This window comes from Halorubellus amylolyticus, from assembly GCF_034808145.1.
Taxonomy (GTDB): domain Archaea; phylum Halobacteriota; class Halobacteria; order Halobacteriales; family Natrialbaceae; genus Halorubellus.
Genome location: NZ_JAXHGM010000005.1, coordinates 60,846 through 79,274, shown reverse-complemented (window position 1 = coordinate 79,274; position 18,429 = coordinate 60,846). Strand labels below are relative to the sequence as shown.

General features: G+C 62.9%; 13 protein-coding genes. 12 read left to right on the top strand and 1 reads right to left on the bottom strand.

Annotated features, from left to right (window positions below; translation table 11 throughout):
- Positions 1-191: 191 nt before the first annotated feature.
- Together SM754_RS13325 and SM754_RS13320 are read left to right on the top strand one after the other, a co-directional pair.
- On the top strand, positions 192-764 hold the full coding sequence (locus SM754_RS13325; protein ID WP_323676730.1) for a DUF7344 domain-containing protein: 573 nt from the start codon (positions 192-194) through the stop codon (positions 762-764).
- A complete protein-coding gene (locus SM754_RS13320; RefSeq protein ID WP_323676729.1) occupies positions 764-1,204 on the top strand; it encodes a hypothetical protein in 441 nt (146 codons plus the stop codon). Before SM754_RS13325 ends, SM754_RS13320 begins: the two co-directional genes overlap by 1 nt.
- Positions 1,205-1,550: 346 nt before the next feature.
- Here SM754_RS13320 and SM754_RS13315 read toward each other — a convergent pair whose 3' ends face one another.
- A complete protein-coding gene (locus tag SM754_RS13315; protein WP_323676728.1) occupies positions 1,551-4,085 on the bottom strand; it encodes a hypothetical protein in 2,535 nt (844 codons plus the stop codon).
- Between the two features lie 457 nt (positions 4,086-4,542).
- Here SM754_RS13315 and SM754_RS13310 point away from each other — a divergent pair, with 457 nt between their 5' ends.
- The 10 genes from SM754_RS13310 to SM754_RS13265 all read left to right on the top strand — a co-directional run bounded on the left by SM754_RS13310 (position 4,543) and on the right by SM754_RS13265 (position 18,348).
- On the top strand, positions 4,543-5,787 hold the full coding sequence (locus tag SM754_RS13310) for a hypothetical protein (protein WP_323676727.1): 1,245 nt from the start codon (positions 4,543-4,545) through the stop codon (positions 5,785-5,787).
- Between the two features lie 43 nt (positions 5,788-5,830).
- Positions 5,831-6,955 (top strand): signal peptidase I, encoded by a 1,125-nt coding sequence (locus tag SM754_RS13305; protein ID WP_323676726.1) that lies wholly within the window; start codon positions 5,831-5,833, stop codon positions 6,953-6,955.
- 338 nt (positions 6,956-7,293) lie between these two features.
- Entirely contained in the window at positions 7,294-11,001 is a 3,708-nt protein-coding gene (locus tag SM754_RS13300) for a type II/IV secretion system ATPase subunit (RefSeq protein ID WP_501993791.1), read from the top strand.
- Positions 10,998-13,049 carry a type II secretion system F family protein gene (locus tag SM754_RS13295; RefSeq protein ID WP_323676725.1) on the top strand — a complete coding sequence of 684 codons (2,052 nt, stop codon included), beginning with the start codon at positions 10,998-11,000 and terminating at the stop codon, positions 13,047-13,049. The genes SM754_RS13300 and SM754_RS13295 overlap by 4 nt, the downstream gene beginning before the upstream one ends.
- The gene (locus tag SM754_RS13290) at positions 13,046-13,552 is read left to right on the top strand and encodes a DUF7287 family protein (protein WP_323676724.1); all 507 of its coding nucleotides are present in this window, start codon (positions 13,046-13,048) and stop codon (positions 13,550-13,552) included. The genes SM754_RS13295 and SM754_RS13290 overlap by 4 nt, the downstream gene beginning before the upstream one ends.
- Positions 13,553-13,554: 2 nt before the next feature.
- Positions 13,555-14,175, top strand: a complete 621-nt coding sequence (locus SM754_RS13285; RefSeq protein ID WP_323676723.1) for a DUF7288 family protein — start codon at positions 13,555-13,557, stop codon at positions 14,173-14,175.
- Positions 14,169-15,194, top strand: coding sequence for a DUF7261 family protein (locus SM754_RS13280; protein WP_323676722.1), 1,026 nt, complete (start codon positions 14,169-14,171; stop codon positions 15,192-15,194). The genes SM754_RS13285 and SM754_RS13280 overlap by 7 nt, the downstream gene beginning before the upstream one ends.
- Positions 15,191-15,754: a DUF7266 family protein gene (locus SM754_RS13275; protein ID WP_323676721.1), complete on the top strand. Its 564-nt coding sequence runs from the start codon at positions 15,191-15,193 to the stop codon at positions 15,752-15,754. Before SM754_RS13280 ends, SM754_RS13275 begins: the two co-directional genes overlap by 4 nt.
- Entirely contained in the window at positions 15,751-16,512 is a 762-nt protein-coding gene (locus SM754_RS13270; protein ID WP_323676720.1) for a DUF7289 family protein, read from the top strand. The genes SM754_RS13275 and SM754_RS13270 overlap by 4 nt, the downstream gene beginning before the upstream one ends.
- An 84-nt stretch (positions 16,513-16,596) precedes the next feature.
- Entirely contained in the window at positions 16,597-18,348 is a 1,752-nt protein-coding gene (locus tag SM754_RS13265) for a bacterio-opsin activator domain-containing protein (protein WP_323676719.1), read from the top strand.
- Positions 18,349-18,429 lie beyond the last annotated feature (81 nt).

Genomic DNA, 18,429 nt, shown 5'->3' with positions numbered 1-18,429 from the left:
CGATTATATCTTTTGGAAATTCGTTCAAAATGGCGAAAGGCCATTAACTATAACAAGGTAACAATCCCCTAACGCCTATAGATTGATGGAAGATTTGAAACACCAGAAGGGAAACCGCTGGGGGCCGGTAAGCCGAACACGCACAGGTGGGGCGAAGCAGCCGACACGACGCAAACCGAAGTGACGTGGGGATGGAAGGGGGACGCATCATGGGGGCCGGTGAGAGCCAGCTCACGGAAGAGACGGTGTTCGCTATGCTCAGCAACCAGCGGCGGCGGTTCGTCCTGCACGCGCTGGAGCATCGACCAGCCGGCGCCGAAGTCCCGCTCGGGGCGCTCGCGGAGAAGGTCACGGCCTGGGAGAACGGCATCGAGGAAGTGGAGGTGGACTCCAAGGCACGCAAGTCCGTGTACACGTCCCTCCAGCAACTCCACCTCCCGAAGATGGACGACGCGGGCATCCTCGACTTCGACGACCGCGCGGGCACCGTCACCGTGACTCCGGAGACCGAGGACCTCACCATCTATCTGGAGGTAGTGAACGGGAACGAGGTGCCGTGGCACGGGTACTACCTCGGGCTGGGCGCGATCGGGCTCTCGCTGCTCGTCGCGCTCGCGCTCGACGCCGGGCCGTTCACGGCGCTCCCGGACCTCGCGTGGGTCGCGTTCCTCGTCGTCGCACTCCTCGTGTTCGCGAGCGCGCACACCCTCACGGCCCGCGGGCGACGACTCGGAGACTACGACCGACCACCGGGGGTGGAGTGATGAATCACGGCCGAATCGTCCTCGCAATGTTCGTGATTGCCGCGCTCATCGTCGGCACCGCCGGCTACGACAGCATCCAAGGCGACCGGTCCGCCGACGTCGAAGTCGCCAACGACGCCGACGCCTACCTCGCACTCGAGGAGACGGGCGCGACCATCGAGAACGGATCCACCGGGGAGGTTCTCCGCCTCACGAACCAGTTCGGAACGACCGTCGACCTCGTGATAACCGACGTGGAGACCAGTAGCGGAGTCACAAACGAGGGACTGAACAGAAGCACCCGCGACCCAGGCAAGACCGCCACACTAAACGTCACGTGCACGAGCGCCAGCACCGGCATCATCACCGTCGACATCGAAGCCACCGGCGACGGCATCTCGTTCCAAACGACCAGAACCATCACGGTCGCCTGTCAAAGTTCGATGACCACGTCCGGATAGGCGCGCGAGGACAATCGGTCTACCCTCTTGCGTTCTGTGCTTGAAGTCTCGTTCGATAACGTGAGAATGCCTCAGTCCATACCATCGATATCTCGCGGAGGGCCATGCCGTCGTGGGAGAGATCATAGTTCTACACCGTGCTCTCTGCCGCAACGCGGCATCCTTCGACGGCTGGGAGGAAGTGGAGGGACTACATACTGAAACGTCGGGAGTCCAGGCTAGATCAGCCTCGTGGCTATGCACCCCAACCGCGTTCTCTTCGAGGGCACTACTCCATACCCTGGTCTCAAAAAAAACCGTCAACGGTGGTCGGCGCGTTGTCGCTCTCTTCGTGCCCTGATGGGGATTAGAGCGACGACCCTGCGTCGCTGTTCGCGCTTTTGCTGAAGTTCTTGACGTCGACCCTCCTCTCGCTTTGCGAGTCCGCGCCAACCGTCGCCACAGGTGCGCCAGTATCACCAGGGAGACTGCCGTTAACGTCTTTTCCAGTTGGTCCGTCGGCGTCCCCGTAGTAGTTTCCGTCAACTACGAGTGTGTCAGTGTCACCCTTCTCAACCCCCGCAGGAACCCCATTCTTTGTCTTCGTTTCAGCAAGATTGTATCGCCCAATACCAACCGTGAGATCGGTGTCAAGGACGTTGTTGTTCTCGACACCCTTGTAGTCGGACTGTCCGGAACTGTAGTTGCTGATGGTAGAATCGAGCTCCTCGTAGTTGCCTACCGCGATTCCCCACGAGTTGCCCGAGACTCCAGTCACGTTATCGATTTCGTTTTTCTTGACCTCGAAATTGACAGGGCCTATCCATTCATTAAAGGAGTCACCGTCAGGGTCTGGCGTTGGGGCGGCTGACTTGTTCTGGTTGATGGTGATCGCTTTCAGAGCAGCCGCATTGCTGTCTCCCTTGAGGTAGTTGATGGTGTTTCCGATCACCTTCGCACCGTCGTAGTCTCCGTTGACCGAGATACCCTTGTTCCGGCCGGAGCCAGCGACATTTCTTATCAGATTGTTCTGGATGCTTGCCCCCTTTGCTGCGGTGTCGTCAGTGAACGACTTGAGACTGATGCCGGCGGCATTCACGCCGCTGCCGCCAGTCGTATCGACTTCCTGGATAAGGTTATCTTCCACAGCAACCCGGTTGTCGTGGTTCCCTCTAACGTACACACCAGCCACACCACCAGCCACTGGACTGGGGCTGCTGAAGTTGGTGACATTAGTGGATACCTTCTCTATCGTGTTGCCTACCACTTCGTTCTGATCGATATCCTGACTTCCGGAACCAGATCCGACGTAGATACCATAGTATCCATCAGGGTTCCGGATGGTGAGCCCTTCGATGCGGGTTTTGACGGTAGAGGGCTTAATCTGGATGGCCGCATGTGGGCTGCTGCCTGAGCTTGTTCCTTCTCCCTTGATGACCGGGTTATCAATACCTTTGACCATCAGACCGTTCGTCGAGACCGAGATAGACTCGGTATACGATCCAGATTCGACGAGAGTGACACCGCCGCTACTGGCGCCGTCTACGGCTGTCTGAACCGAATTGAAATTAGATAGTTGTGAGGTGACTTTTGTCCCGACGGTCCCGTTCACTCGAGCAGAGTAAATCGTGTTGTCGACCAGCAACGCCTCGAGTTGGGCTTGCGTGGCGGTCTCGCTGTTGATCGTTGCCGGCGGCGTGTCGAACTTGATCTCTGAGGACCCGCTACCACCCGTATCGTGATTTGTGACAATGTTTCTCTTCGCTTCGACGTCGAGGTTGGAATCGTTACCGAAGCCGAAGATTCCCTCAGTTTTGACGGTGTCGACCGAATTGCCGATCAACTTCAACTTGCCACTGGCACCGCTCGCTGCGATCGGGCCGTTGCTGACGTCACAATTTTTGATCGTGGTATCCGCGCCGTTCGTCTGGATATGTGGACCACCCGTTACCGAACCCGAGGTGACGGTCAGGCCATCCGCTGTCGCGTTCGACCCTGCAAGGTCGATCGTCCGACCAGCGGTCCCCGGCTCTGTGATTTTCAGGTTTCGGAGCGTGATTCCGTCAGCAACTGCCTTGAGCGTCTGCCTCGTGCCCAAGTCGATTTGCGCCGTTCCAGAGCCGAAGCCAGTGATCGTAACATCGGCTGTTTCGATGTCAATCCGGTCCTGACTGCTCCCGGCAGAGTTGACGTTCTCTCCGGATTCATCGATTTTCTGTCCACCTTCGATACCAACGACTGAACCCTGCTCGATTGCGCCACTTCTCAGTGCATCCGACAGCGTCGCGAAGGTATTGGGTTCGCTCCCCCTGCCGTCGACGATGTACTGCGGCTGCGGGACGTTCTGGTTGGGTGCCGACGCGGTCGCGTCCGCGACGACGGTGACGGTGTCGAGCAGGCTCCCGCTGACGTCGTTGTTGAGGGTGTCAATGGTCAGGCCGATGACGACCTGTTCGCCCACACCGAGCTCCACGGAGTTGTCCGCGTCCTCGAGGGACTGGCCGTTCGAGCCGTTCGTGCTCGTGTCCGTCGAGCGCGTCACGCGGAACGTGACGGCGTCGCTGTCGTCCTCGAAGTACACGCTCGTCGACTGCGTGCCCTGGTTGACGATCTTGAACAGGTCCTCGACCTGCGTGATCGCGTCCTGGTTCACGCCGCTACCGCCAGCGTTCCCGTCGCCGTCGAGATTGATCGCGAGCGTGTCGTCGCTCTCTGTCGTGACGTAGTCTCCCGCGTTGTCGCTGTCGAGCGCCTGGAACGCGAGGTAGGCGCTGGAGTCGCCAGCGACGGATACGTCGACGGAGCGTTCGGCTTCGATACTGGTGAACGCCTCGGTGCCGAAGGCGGCCGCGCCGCCTGCCCCGAGTGCGCCGATACTGATTAGCAGTTTGCGTCTCTCCATACAAGAGCACCAACAACATACATAGTCATTGTATTCAGCATCTTGAACCGAACAGGCACCTATTTGAGCAAACAAAATTCAGTTCAAAACCTTGTATATGTGGGGAATAGACCGATTACGGCCTCATTCGAGGCTTTAATTCCCAGCCGCTGTACCCTGAGCGGGGGCTCCCACTCGTGGACGCGAGACGCTTCGACGAGTCCGACTGCAGACCGGTTTCGCGCAATCGGACACCCTTGACGGGATTCCCCGTCTTCATGCCGGTTTTGCGTCCGTTCAAGACGACTAATACAATAGTCTTATAGCTGCAAGTGTAGGCAATGCGAGTGCGCACGTCGTCTGTCGTGTCTGACTTCCGACTCGGTGACCCTGGATTCGAGAATCAGCGAGTCGAATCTGGTCGGGGCCGAGTCCGACAGGCGACAGCTGAACAATTGCGTTTTGATATGTTCGATACATGAGAAGCGGGGTGTTGGTTGCGGTCGTGCTGGTGGTGGTAGCCATCTCGGTTACTGCGACGTTCTTCGGCGGAACGCAGGCCGGGTCCGTCGGGAGCGGAATCCGTGTCGAGGCGGCTGACGCGCCGAACGAGAAGTACGTGACGACCGATCCCGAAACCGGGAACGTCAGCATCGACCTCAAGAGCATCAGTTCGGGGGGAGCCGGCGTGAACGAGGACGCACTGACGCGGTTCGACGAAGTGCTCCGGATCACCAACACCAACGGTCAGGAAGCGGACGTGTGGGTGACCGACCCGAGTAACCGCGTCACGTTCTACGAGACGGAAGACGGTAACAGAGAGCCGATTGAGGGCCCACAGAACCAGGTGGGTCTCGACCCGGGCGAAGATATGCTCGTCGGACTCAGCGTCGACACCAAGGGTGGGACGGTGGACTTCGACGGCACGCTGACCATCCACGCCAATATCGCGGAGGACGACGACCCTGGAACCACGACGACCCCCACGACAATCCGGACGACCACAGCGCCCACAACGACTGGAACGACGACGACCGAACCGACCACGACGGAATCGACCACCATGACCGACGACGGCGGTGGTGGCGGCGGTGGTAGCGGCGGCGGTGGTAGCGGCGGCGGTGGTAGCGGCGGCGGTGGTAGCGGCGGCGGTGGTGGCGAGGACCCGAAGGTCCGCCTCACGGAGGTCGAGCTCAGCGGGGACGAGTTCGAGGTTGGCGACACGCTGGTCGTGTCGGCGAAGTTCGTCAACGAGTACAGTGAGACGCGGACGGTGACGGTCGAGCTGTTCGTCTCCGGGCGGCAGGTCGAGGAGCGGACGGTGACGATCAGCACGCTCTCGAACCGGACGGTGCAGTTGTCGCACGTTCTCGAAGAGCCCGGCACGTTCAGGGTGCGGCTCAACGGCCGCTCCGCTGGGTTCATCACGGTCAGCGGCGATGGCGGTGGAGGCGGTGGCACGACGAGGCCGACGACCACGTCGGGCGGTGGTCCCACCACCACTCCCGCCCCGGGGAGTACCAGCGAATCCACGACGGAGTCGACGGTCGAGCCCACGCCGCCCTCGCCAACGACCGGAACCGACGTGCCGCCGACGACCGCCCAGCCGCCCGGTGACTCGGACGGCATCGACCCGCTGACCGCTCTCGTCGTCGCACTTCTGGTGTTGGCGGCCGCTGCCGCCCTGGCGGCACGGTACCTGGACTTCAACCCCCGTTTCTGACGGGAAACAGGCTTTTGCCCACGAGGCAGAGATGACAAGGTACATGCCCTCGGTCACTGGGAGGTTGTCCACTGCGGTCGTCGTCGTGGCGGTGATCCTCCTCGTCGCGAGCAGCGTCGGACAGCCGCTGCTCTTGAGTTACGTACGGAGTGGGAGCATGGCGCCGACGCTCGACAGCGGCGACGGGTTCGTCGCCGTGCCGACGGCTATCGCTGGGCCGCCCGAGGAGGGAGACGTGATCATCTACCGGGCGCAGGAGCTCAACGGCGGCGGGCTAACCACGCACCGCGTCGTTCGGGAGAACGACCATGGGTACGTCACACAGGGGGACGCGAACCCGTTCACCGACCAGTCCGCGGGCGAACCGCCCGTTCGTCGCCAGCAGGTCGTCGCCATCGGACTCGAGGTCGGCGGCAGCGTGCTCGCGATTCCCGCTCTCGGCACTGGCGTGACGGCGGTCCGGGAGTCGACGAGTGACCTGATAGGACGACTCGGGTTCTCGAGTCTCGACGGGTCGAGACTGTGGCTGGGAGCGGCAGCTGCCGGGGTGGTTTTGCTGTTGTTCGGCGGTCGCGGGAACGCGCGTGGTCGGCGACCGGAAAATCGTGACCGGGACCTCGACCGAAGGGTGCTGCTGTCGGTCCGAAACGTCGCGCTCCTCGCCGCTGCCGTCGTCGTCGTCGCGGCGACTGCGAGCATGGTCCTGCCACTCGGCCCGGTGCAGTACGACGTCGTGAGCGCGGAGAGCGACCTGCCGGGGCCGCGAGTCATCCCCGCTGGCGAGTCCGAAACGACGACGTACCGCGTCCCAGGGGGACGATTGTTCCCGACCCGGTACTACGTGGAGCCGGGAAGTGACGCGGTCGCCGTTGGGACGGCGAGCGGCGTCGTCAGGCCGGGAGAAAATGAGAACGTGTCGGTGACGCTCTCGGCGCCGCCAGAGCTCGGGTACTATCGCCGGTACGTCGACGTCCGTCGGTACCCGATGGTCGTGCCGCCTGCGACTATCGACGCGTTGTATCGAGTGCACCCGCTCATGCCGGTCTTCGTGCTCGACGCGGGGGCCGCGGCTCCCTTCCTGCTGGTGGCGTTGGTCGCCAGTCCGCGACGGAAGCCCAGCGGGTCGGCTGGGACATCGGGGACGCGGGTGCGTGGCTCCGGCCGATGACGAGGGTGCTTTCTGGTCTGAGTCGCTAACGTCGTCGTACTCGCGTGAGCGCCGGCGGCGGTCGTCAGTCGTTTAGGTAACTCGATGTTACCGCCGCGAGTCCTCATTCGGATAGTGGGTGGAATTTACTACCACGGTCGCCAACATAAACGAGCGTTCATATCACTTAGATACTGTCGGAATAAGACCAATGCGTTCAGTTTCCGTCTTCGAGAAAACAGCGGGACGGCGAGAGGATAATCGCCTTATTAGACAGTAGATTGACGAGACTAGCGTGTCGATATCACGCCTGATAATCGGTGGAAGGTTTTTTGCTCGCACGCGTAAAGGGGTAGGCAATGGCTATTAACGACGCCGACCAGACGGGGCAAGACGGGCTCGATGGGGGCGATTCTGGGGCGTCGGACGAGGCGGCGTCCGATGGCCCGACCGACGGTTCCTCGGTTCGGGTTGGCGAGTACACCTGGCGGGAGTTCATGCGAGACTACGGGTACGGCGACGACGTATCCGCACTCTACCGGAACGTCGAGGACACGACCACAGAGGACTCGAGTCGGATGGGGCTGGGTACGCAGGAGGGCACGGTCCAGACGGTCCCCGAAGGCGGCGACTGGGACCGCGTCGACTTCGACCCCGAACCGTACCTCGGCGTCCACCCCGACGACCTCGCCGACCACATCACCGAGAACGCCGCACCGGGCGCGAAGTGGCTCTGGAACGAGTTCAAGGACGCAGTCGACCCCGAGACCACGCCCGTCGTCAAGGACACCTGGACGTGGGAGAACTTCAAGTGGCAGTACTACTACGAGGACGACGGGTCGTGCCCGACCGACGGCGACGGTGAGAAGGTCCAGTTCGACGAGACCGACCACCTGAGCTTCGAGGACGACGAGGTCGAGGGCGTGCTCAGTCAGGGCGACGACTTCGCGCAGGAGCTCGCGGACGTCGTCGAGGAACGGACGGTGAACGTCCAGGAGGAGATGGAGGAGGACGAGTTCTTCTCGGACCCCGGCGGCAACACGACCGTGGTGAACCGGTACGACCTGGAGAAGTCCGTGCCGATGGAGAAGAAGACGCACTTCCGCGAGGAGGAGCGCTACTGGGTGAACAAGCCGTACGCGTTCGTCATTATCTTCCTCTCCGAGAAGGAGAACGAGCGGAAGTACTACGTCGTCCAGCCGTACATGAACGAGCTCGAGGACGACCTCGAGGAGTTCATGACGGGGAAGCTCCGCACCGCGATCAAGTACAGCGACGAGGACGTCGCCGTCGAGGGCGACGAGGACGCTCGACGGGACGTCATCGACCGGGAGACCAAGCGACTGTTGAAGCGATACGACCTCTTCGAGGGGACGCCGGCGTCGTCCGATTCGGCGGGTGCGGCGTCGGGCACGCAGTCCATCACGGAGAGCATCCGACGGTTCTTCGGGACGGCGGACGTGGACGGCGCCGCCGTCCCGGACGGACAGGACGAGGACGCGGAAGGGTACGGGCGCGAACTCGACGGTATCAGGGCTCGCCCGGAGCCGGTCATCCTCGAGGAGGACCAGGAGACGCTCAACGAGTACCAGGTCGAGAAGCTCCTCTACTTCCTGAAACGGGACTTCATCGGGTACGAACGCATCGACCCGATAAAGCACGACATCAACGTCGAGGACATCTCGTGTGACGGGCACAACTCGCCGATCTTCGTCTATCACGGCGAGTACGAGCAGATCATCTCGAACATCTACCACGGCGAACGCGAGCTCGACGACTTCGTGGTGAAGCTCGCACAGCGCTCCGGGAAGGGTATCTCGAAGCGGCGGCCGCAGGTCGACGCGACGCTCCCGGACGGGTCGCGTGCGCAGTTGACGCTCGGGAAAGAGGTGAGCGACCACGGGACGAACTACACCATCCGTCAGTTCAAGGACGTCCCGTTCACGCCCGTGGACCTCATCAACTGGAACACGTTCAGTCTCGACGAGATGGCGTTCCTCTGGCTCTGTATCGAGAACCACAAGAGCCTCATCTTCGCCGGTGGGACGGCGTCCGGGAAGACGACGAGCCTGAACGCTATCTCGCTGTTCATTCCCTCGAACACGAAGATCGTGTCCATCGAGGACACGCGCGAGGTCGAACTCCCCCAGCGGAACTGGGTGGCGAGCGTCACGCGACCGTCGTTCAGCGAGGACTCGCAGGGTGACGTCGACGAGTTCGACCTGCTGCGTGCGGCACTCCGGCAACGGCCGGACTACATCGTGATGGGCGAGATCCGTGGCGAGGAAGGACGGGTCCTGTTCCAGGTCATGTCGACGGGGCACACGACGTACACGACGTTCCACGCGGACTCCGTCGGCGAGGTCCTGAAGCGGTTCACGACCGACCCGATCAACGTCTCGAAGACGATGTTCACCGCGCTCGACCTCGTGAGCATCCAGACGCAGACGCGCGTGAACGGCCGGAAGGTGCGTCGGAACCGGAACATCACGGAGATCAATCACTACGACGCGGAGAACGACGAGATCAACGTTCAGGACGTCTACCAGTGGCAGGCGGAGACGGACGAGTTCCTGAAGATGGGGGATTCGAACACGGTCGAGGAGATCAAGTTCGACCGTGGGTGGGGGCAGGAGAAGCTCGACGAGGAGCTGTTCAAGCGTCGGGTCATCCTGGCGTACATCGTCAAGACGGGGTTGAACGAGTACGCGCAGGTCGCCGCGATCGTGCAGGCGTTCATCAACGACCCCGAGACGATCTTGACGCTCATCGCGAACGGGCAACTGGAGGAGAGCCTCACCGACCTCCGGGAGATGGAGTCCGTCCTCATCGACGTCGACCCGGAGGACGAGGAGCTCGTTCCGCGGCCGGACCCGGACGACGAGACGTACAATCTCGCGCAGGACATCCTCGAGCGTGCGGAGGAGTCGATGTTCGAGGAGTACCGTGGGAAGATTCCCAGTGGTCTCGCGAGCGCGCTCAGTGGCGTGAGTACCGAGGAGGACGTGGACGCGTCGGAGGCGGTGGAGTCGGAGGACGACGACTTCGACTTCGGGAGTTCGCTTGACGACGTCGGTGGTGGCGATGGCTTCATGCTCGGTGGGGACGACGAGGACGACGACTTCTCGTTCGGTGATAGCGGGGAGGCGGACGGGCCGTCGTGGTTGAGTGACGACGGTGGCGGGTTCTCGTTCGGCGAGGACGACGACGCGAATCCGTTCGGCGAGGGGTCTGGCGGATCGACGGGCGGTGCAGAAGCGGGTTCCGCGGGGGCGTCGGCGCCAGCTGATGCGCCGGAACTTGAGCCCGGAAGTGCTGCGCAGGAGGACGAGAGTGCTGCGGCCGCGAGCGAAGCGCAGGAGGCTCCGAGTGAGGTGCAGGAAGCCCCGAGTGAGGGACGGGAGGCTGGGAACGACGGGGACGCGGTCGGTGCTGGGGCTGACGACGGGTCTGTGTTCGAGGAGGATGGGGCTGCGTTCGACGCCGACGAGCCCGACGAGCAGGGCGCGGTGTTCGGCGAGGACGACGGAGCGTTGGAGGACGACGCGGGCGATATCGACTCCGAGTTCCCGGCGCTGACCGACGAGGACCGCGAGTCGTCGGCGGACGACGAACCGGCGCGCGAGGCGGTGAACGCGGGCGATTCGGCGGCGTCGACGGATGCGTCGTCCACCGAGGACGTCGACGACGGCGCCGAGGAGGACTCAGCCGCCAGCGGCGGTGAGGACGATGGCGCGATATTCGGCGACGAGGACCAGACGACCGCTGACGACACCCCGGACGGCGACGAGGACGCGTTCTTCGGCGACGACGACGAGCCGTTCTTCGACGAGGACGACGACTCCATCTTCGGGGAGAACGACGGCGCCGTCTTCGACGAGGACGACGACACGGGCGACGGCGACGACAGCGTCTTCGGTGACGACGACGGTGCGGACGCCGAGCCGCCGGACGACGACGATTCCGTGTTCGGCGGCGGTGACGACGGTGGGGTGTTCGACGAGGAGGACGACGGGGGCGACGAGGACGACGGGTCCGTGTTCTCGAGCGGCGGTGACGAGGAATGAGTCTGCAAACGACCGATCAAGACGGCGGGTTCGACGCCGGGTCGGACAGCCTCGGCGACATGTTCTACCCGCTGTACACGCGGTTGTTCGCCGACGACTCGAACTTCGTCGCCGACGTGGAGACGAAGCTCGCGCAGTCCCGGATGACGGACACCGTCGAGATGTACCTGTCGCGTGCGCTCGGAATCGGCGTGATCGCGGGCGGTATCCTCTGGCTGATGGGGATGCTCATCGGGTACCTCGTGTTCACGTTCCTCCTCCCGAGCACGGAGAGCCTGACTGGAATCGGTATCACGAACCCGGCGCTCATCGACTTCATCAACCTCATCAAGGTCCCGGCGCTCATCCTCGCGACCGGGTTGTTCCTCGGGACGATCGGGTTCGCGATGGGGTTCGGTGCGCTCGTCGCGGTGCCGTACTCGCGAGCGTCCAGCCGGAACCGCGAGATCAACATGCTCCTGACGGACGCGGTGTCGTTCATGTACGCGCTCTCCGTCGGCGGGTTGAATCAACTCGAGATTCTGGAGGCGATGGCGGCCGCGGAGGACACGTACGGCGAGGTCGCGAAGGAGTTCCAGTCCATCGTTCAGGAGACGGAGTACTTCGACACGGACTACCGGACCGCGATCCGGAACCAGGCGATGGAGACGCCGAGCGACGAACTCGCGCAGTTCCTGACGGACATGCTCTCAATCGTGAACTCCGGCGGTGACATGGAGGGGTTCCTGTACGACAAGAAGGAGAAGCACATGCGGACGGCGAAACAGCAACAGGAACTCACGCTGGAGACGCTGGAACTGTTCGGCGAGATGTACATGACGCTGTCGCTGTTCCCGCTCCTGCTCATCATCATCCTCGTCATCATGCAGATGCTCGGCGAGGCACAGGTGACGATGCTGTACGGGACCGTGTACGGTCTCATCCCCTTGACCGGCCTCGGGTTCCTGGTGTTGGTGTCGACGGTGAAGGAGGACGAGGTGGGAGACGGGTACCTGTTACCGAGTGACGCGGACGAGAGGTTGCTGCAACAGCAGGACTCGGGCCTCCTGAATCTCGGGCTCGTCGAGCAGTACGCTGACCGTGGGTCGATGTTCAAGCGCATCAAGAACAAGGAGGGGACGCACGAGACCATCCGCGTCCTGAAGGCCCCGCACCTGTTCTTCCGCGAGAACCCGGCGTACACGGCCGCGATAACCGTGCCGCTCGCGATCGCCATCGTCGTCGTCGCGGCACTGACCGGGTCGGTGCCGACGAGCTGGGAGGGCATGCAGAACGCGCCCGTCTGGGGGACGTTCGTGTACGTCTACGTCCCGGCGTACCTGATCTTCCTGCCGTTCGCGGTGTTCCGCGAGTGGAACGTGCGCTCGCGGAAGGCCATCGTGTCGAACATCTCGGACAACCTCCGGAAGCTGTCGTCGGCGAACGACACCGGGTTGACGCTCCTGGAGTCGTTCAAGACGGTGTCGGAGACGACGAGCGGGAAGATGGCGACGGAGTTCGACACGATGCACGCGAAGGTGAACTACGGGATGAGCCTGAAGGACGCGCTCGTGGAGTTCAACAACAAGTACCACATGCCGCGGATGGCGCGGACGGTGAAACTCATCTCGAAGGCCCAGGAGGCGTCCAGCCAGATCACGGACGTGCTGTCGACGGCGGCGCAGGCGTCGGAGAACCAGGACGACATCGAGCGCGAGCGGAAGTCGCGGACGCGGATGCAGGTCGTCATCATCATCATGACGTACCTGACGTTGCTGGCGGTGATGGCGATCCTGAAGACGCAGTTCCTGGACACGCTCCAGGGTGTCACGGGGAACTCGTCCGGCGGTGGCGGTGCCGCGGCAGGTGGTGGGGCGGCGGGCCTCGGGAGCAGCATCAACGTGTCGTTGCTGTCGATGCTGTTCTTCCACGCGGTCACGATGCAGGCCATCCTGTCGGGCGTCATCGCGGGCTACATCCGTGATGCTGACATCACGAGTGGCTTGAAGTTCGTGCTGGTACTGCTGACGATTGCGCTCGTGGTCTGGGCTGCGGTGGGCGCAGGATGATGTCGGGGCGAGACCTCACGGGCCTGCGGGGTCGTGACCGCGGGCAGACGACGCAGGACTTCGCGATCGGTATCAGCGTGTTCCTGTTGACGGTGACGTTCACGTTTGCGTTCGTGCCGTCGACGGTGACGCCGTTCGGGTCGCCGGTGACCGACGCGATTCCGGCGAAGTCCGACCGCGTCGCGTCGACGGTCGTCGATACGACCACGGTCGACGATCGATCGCGGACGCTCGAGAACTCGTCGTTAGATGCCATCGTAGACATGAACGGGGACGAACTTCGGGAGGAGTTCGGGTTGCGTTCGACTGCGCAGGTGAACGTGACGGTCCAGAGCCGGTCCGGCGCAATCGTCGAAGCGGACCTCGGGAGTGGTTCCAAACCACTCGTCGCTGGCGACGACTATCCGCGGAATCAGGCGGCGGCGTCGACGACGAGGGTGATCAGAATTGAAGGTGTTCCGGGTTGCAAGACGGGGTGTCTGCTCGTCGTGAGGGTGTGGTGAACATGTTCGACGACAATCGGGGTCAGGCGTACACGCTCGAGGGGTTCATCGGGTCGATACTCATCTTGACGGCGGTCCTGTTCGCGCTCCAGTCGGTCGTCATCACGCCGACGACGGGCGGGACGGTCGACCGCGACGCGAGAGACCAGGTGCGTCTGGAAGCCCAGGACATGCTCGTGTTGAGCGCGGAGTCCGGGAACCTCTCGAAGATGATCCGATATTGGGACCACTCCAAGAATCCCGGTCAGTTCAACGGGTCTGATGGCCGGAGCCTCGGATATAGTACCGAGCTTCCGCCGAGTAGCGCGCCGAGAGGCTTCCTCGTACTGCTTAACGATAGCTTCATGGACAAGAACGGATACAACGTTATCCTGTCGTATCAGGACGCGAGCGGAAATCCGGGGGGCGATAATCTGGTGATGGTCCGGAACGGATTCACGACGCAGAGTGGCGTAATCGCGACCTACACCGTGACGCTATTCGACGATCAACGACTGACCGCCGACGACACTAGGACGTTGAAAGCATGCAAAGAAGCCCCGGATTGTGACTACCCGATTCCGGACGTGTACCCGAAAAGTCCGGTGTACAACGTGGTGACGGTGAAGGTGATCGTATGGTAGGGTTCGCGTTCGACGACCGATCGGAGCGCGCGCAACTCATCCTCGTCGGCGCCGTCGCCATCGCGTTCATCGTGCTCGGGCTCGCGGTCGTGTTCAACACGGTCCTGTACACGGAGAACGTCGCGTCCACGGGAGCGGCGAGCGAGCCACGGGATGCGCAGCTATTGAACAAGGAAATCGAGATTGGCGTCAAGAGATTGACCGAGCGCGTGAACGCCAAGGGGAGGTTTGTCTCGAATTCAACGGCGTACACAGCCTTGACGCAGAATGTGTCCTGGTACAGTACTAATATGACCGAAGTCATCGGTGCAGCCTCTCCAAAAGTAGTGTCCTTCGGGGTTAAATCGACGAGTGCAGACGTTACGTACGGGGCGCGCATTCGAGACGACGACGACTCGAACTTTGAGGGTCCTGGAGCGACCGACACGAAGAACTGGTCCTTGATGACGTCCTCCAGCGGCGATGCGATCGTCCGTGACTTTGACATGACCGTGAACCGGTTGAGCCTCGCATCCGCTAACCAGAAAGAGGCATTCCATATCGTGTGGCGGGACCCGGATACGAATGACAACCACGTCGTGTGGGTGTACCGGAATTCGAATGATAACGTCGCTCTCCGAACGGTGAACAACACTGCAAATCCCACGACTGACTTCTCTAGCCCGGAGTGTGAACTGGTCGGGTCCGAATCCGAGGAAAAAGTGGTGTTCAATTTCTCCGACGGCAGCGTCCAGGGGTACGACGACTGCGACTCCCAACTCGGGCCTTGGGCGAGGATTGGGAACGAAACGCCGAGGCAAGTTGAGTTCTACAGGGCCGACAACGTCACTGGCAACTATTCGCTCGCGATGAACAGTCCTGGGAATCTGAACGCGGATTTATCAGACCCGGATATCGCGTCCAGCGATCCGTACGTAACCGCTGACGTCTGGGAGTTCGAGGTCGCGGTCCGGTACGAGTCCGGGGAGACGTCGTTCACTGAGAAGTACTACGTGGAGGTGTACAATCGCTCGCGATGATTCGAGATAGCTTCTTCGAGGACAACCGGGGGGTGTCTATCGCGGTGACGCACGTGTTGACCATCGGTATCACGACCATCCTCATCACGGGGTTGCTCGTCGGCGGGAGCGGGCTGCTCCGGGACGAGAAGCAGCGGGCGACGCAGACGGAGTTGCGGACCATCGGGAACCGGATGGCGGCGGAGATTTCGTCGGCGTACTATAGCGCGGAGGACGCCGGTGGGGGAACGATGACCGTTCGCGTCTCGCATCCGGAGTACGTCGCCGGGGACAACTACAACGTGAAGTTACGGGAGGGAGACACAAACTGTGACGCGCCGGGAGACCTGGCGCCGCCATCCTTAGATCCACAGTGTCTGGTTCTATCAACCCCTGGTGGTGATGAGAGCGAGGTCGTCGTTCCGATTGATCCAGCAATTGAACTTACGACGCCGCTGCCGACCGTGAACGGAGGGTCGTTCTACATCGTCGTGGAGGAATCGGGTGGCACGATGGAACTGACGCTCCAGAACGACCCGCCGTCGCCATCTCTCGCGCCCATACCGGAGGTGACTCGATGATGGACCTGTTCGGCGACGAGCGCGCGGTGAGCGACGTACTGGCGTTCATCATCGTGTTCTCGATGATCATCACGTCGGTCGCGCTCGTGTACGGGACGGGGTTCTCGTCGATCCGGGACGTGCGTGACGGCGAGCAGAAGGCCAACGCCGAGCGCGCGCTGGAGGCGGTGGCGTTGAGCATGGACGACATCGTGAAGGGACAGGCGACGCGGCGTGGCGGGTCGCTGAACCTCGGCGGCGGGCAGTTGCGCGTGGACGATTCGACCGACGTAACGGTGAACGTCGACGGTGGGACGTTCAGTACGACGGAGTCGATCAGGTCGTTCGAGTACTACATGGACGATACCGCCGTGGCGTACGAGTCCGGTGGGGTGTTCCGCCGAGACGGCTCGGCGTCGGTGGCGGTGCTGCGGCCGACGATGAAGTGTACGGACGGGAGCGCGGTGGTGTCGCTCGTTCGGGTCAAAATGGATGATAAGCAGTCGGCCCGTGCTATCGGTTCGACCGATAACGTCGAGGTGAGTATGGTCGAGGAGTCGACCGAACTCCTGCACTCGCAGACGGAATCGTCGTCATTCGAAGTCGTGGTTGACGTGGACGGTACGGATTACGGCCCAGCGTGGGAGCGAACGCTCGACGAGCAGGACTGGACGACCACGGACTGGAACGGTGACGGAGACACGAGTGAAGGGAAGTGTACGACGAAGCGCGTTGTCGTGCGCTTGGTCGTCATCGAGCTGACCTACGGGTCGCCGTGACCGTCTCTTCGACCCAATCTACGTAGGTCGACCCTACGTAGTTAGGTGAGTCTGTTTTGAGATGGCCGTTTGAATACGTGCGCAATGAGTACTGACGCGACCGAGGACGTGCCATCTCGCGAGGACGCCCCGGTCGTCCTCGTGGTCGACGACGACGAGGACCTGGCGGAGACCTGCGAGTACTGGCTGGACGCCGGACAGTACGTGCCTCGCGTCGCGAACAGCGGCGAGGAGGCTCTGGAGGCGATGAGCGAGGACGTGGACGCGGTCCTTCTGGACCGACGGATGCCGACGCTGTCGGGCGACGAGGTCCTCGAGGAGTTGCGCGAGCGCGGGTTCGACGTGCCGGTGGCGATGATGACGGCGGTGGCGCCTGACACGGACATCGTCGACATGCCGTTCGACGACTACCTCGTGAAACCGGTGTCCCAGGACGACATCTTGGAGGCGGTCGACGAGATGCTCGCGCGGTCGTCGTTCGACGAGGACGTCCGCGAGTACTTCGCGATGAGTTCCACGGAGGAGGCGCTCTCGGCGCGCGAGACCGAGGAGCTCCGGGACGCCGACGAGCTGGCCGACCTCCGCGACGAGATAACCCAGCAGTACGAGGAGTACGAGCCGGTCATCGAACGCCGGGAGCGCGAACTGGAGCGGTTGACGCACATCAACACGGTCATCAGGCAGGTCGACCGCGTGCTCGTGGAGGCGGAGAGCCGCGAGGAGATCGAGTCGGAGGTGTGTGCGTCGCTCGCGGAATCGGGTGCGTACTCGGTCGCGTGGATAACGGGGTACAACGAGCGCACGGAGCGGTTCGATCCGCGGGTCGCGGCGGGCGCGGACATTGAGCGCGTGGAGTCCGAGACCGTGGACGTGAGCGAGGTGGCGACGCGCGTGAGCGAGGCGGTGACGACCGGTGAGGTGTGCGCGATCGATTCGGTGTCGCGGGCGCATCGGGAGGCGGTGTTCGGGGACGACGGGTCGTCCGCGGAGACGTCCGCGGTGGTCGCGCCGCTCTCGTACCGCGAGAAGACCTACGGTGCGGTGCTCGTGTACGCGGAGCGCGCTGACGCGTTCGGCGAGCAGGAGCTGGAGGTGTTCGGGGAGCTCGGGGAGCGGATCGGGAGCGGTATCAACTCGGTCGAGCAGCGGCAGCTCCTGCTCGCGGACACGATCGTGGAGTTGGAGTTCCGGCATACGGACCGCGCGGACCCGTTCGTGGACCTGTCGGCGTCGACGGGAGCGACGGCGAACCTGAAGGGGGTGGCGTCGACGAGCGACTCGTCGCTGACGTGCTATCTGGAGGCCGACGGGGTGTCGGGGGAGACGTTCCTGGAGGCGGCGACGACGCACGACCTCGTCGAGGACGTACGCTTGGTGACGGACGGCGACCCGTCGCTGTTCGAGATCACGGTGTCGTCGTCGGCCGTGCACACGCTCTCGTCGGCTGGGGCGACGGTGAAGACGTTCCGCGTCGAGCAAGGCGAGGGACGGCTGGTGGCGGAGGTCGCGCCGGACGCGGACCTGAAGGCGTTGGCGCGCGCGGTGGAGTCCGCGTACGAGGAGACGTCCGTGCTCTCGAAGCGGCGCGTGGAGCGGTCGGTGCAGTCCGGCGAGTCGTTCCGGAAGGACCTCGAGGACCGGTTGACGGAGCGCCAGCAGACGGCGATGGAGACGGCGTTCTCGGCCGGGTACTACGAGTGGCCGCGGGAGTCGACGGCGGAGGAGGTCGCGGAGGCGATGGATATCTCGTCGCCGACGCTCCACGAGCATCTGCGCGCTGGCGAACGCAAGCTCCTGCAGTCGTTCATGTCCGAGGTCGACGACGACGAGTACTGACTCGCGGCCGGCCCCTGCGGTCTGGTGCGGTAGGTGGCATGTCTGGGGGTGACGGGCTGTGCCGGGACGGGCGGTACGGGG

Coding starts and splice junctions, on each gene's coding strand:
- SM754_RS13270 (WP_323676720.1), top strand. CDS start 15,751: ATGATGGACCTGTTCGGCGACGAGCGCGCGGTGAGCGACGTACTGGCG.
- SM754_RS13295 (WP_323676725.1), top strand. CDS start 10,998: ATGAGTCTGCAAACGACCGATCAAGACGGCGGGTTCGACGCCGGGTCG.
- SM754_RS13310 (WP_323676727.1), top strand. CDS start 4,543: ATGAGAAGCGGGGTGTTGGTTGCGGTCGTGCTGGTGGTGGTAGCCATC.
- SM754_RS13290 (WP_323676724.1), top strand. CDS start 13,046: ATGATGTCGGGGCGAGACCTCACGGGCCTGCGGGGTCGTGACCGCGGG.
- SM754_RS13300 (WP_501993791.1), top strand. CDS start 7,294: ATGGCTATTAACGACGCCGACCAGACGGGGCAAGACGGGCTCGATGGG.
- SM754_RS13285 (WP_323676723.1), top strand. CDS start 13,555: ATGTTCGACGACAATCGGGGTCAGGCGTACACGCTCGAGGGGTTCATC.
- SM754_RS13265 (WP_323676719.1), top strand. CDS start 16,597: ATGAGTACTGACGCGACCGAGGACGTGCCATCTCGCGAGGACGCCCCG.
- SM754_RS13320 (WP_323676729.1), top strand. CDS start 764: ATGAATCACGGCCGAATCGTCCTCGCAATGTTCGTGATTGCCGCGCTC.
- SM754_RS13305 (WP_323676726.1), top strand. CDS start 5,831: ATGCCCTCGGTCACTGGGAGGTTGTCCACTGCGGTCGTCGTCGTGGCG.
- SM754_RS13325 (WP_323676730.1), top strand. CDS start 192: ATGGAAGGGGGACGCATCATGGGGGCCGGTGAGAGCCAGCTCACGGAA.
- SM754_RS13315 (WP_323676728.1), bottom strand. CDS start 4,085: ATGGAGAGACGCAAACTGCTAATCAGTATCGGCGCACTCGGGGCAGGC.
- SM754_RS13275 (WP_323676721.1), top strand. CDS start 15,191: ATGATTCGAGATAGCTTCTTCGAGGACAACCGGGGGGTGTCTATCGCG.
- SM754_RS13280 (WP_323676722.1), top strand. CDS start 14,169: ATGGTAGGGTTCGCGTTCGACGACCGATCGGAGCGCGCGCAACTCATC.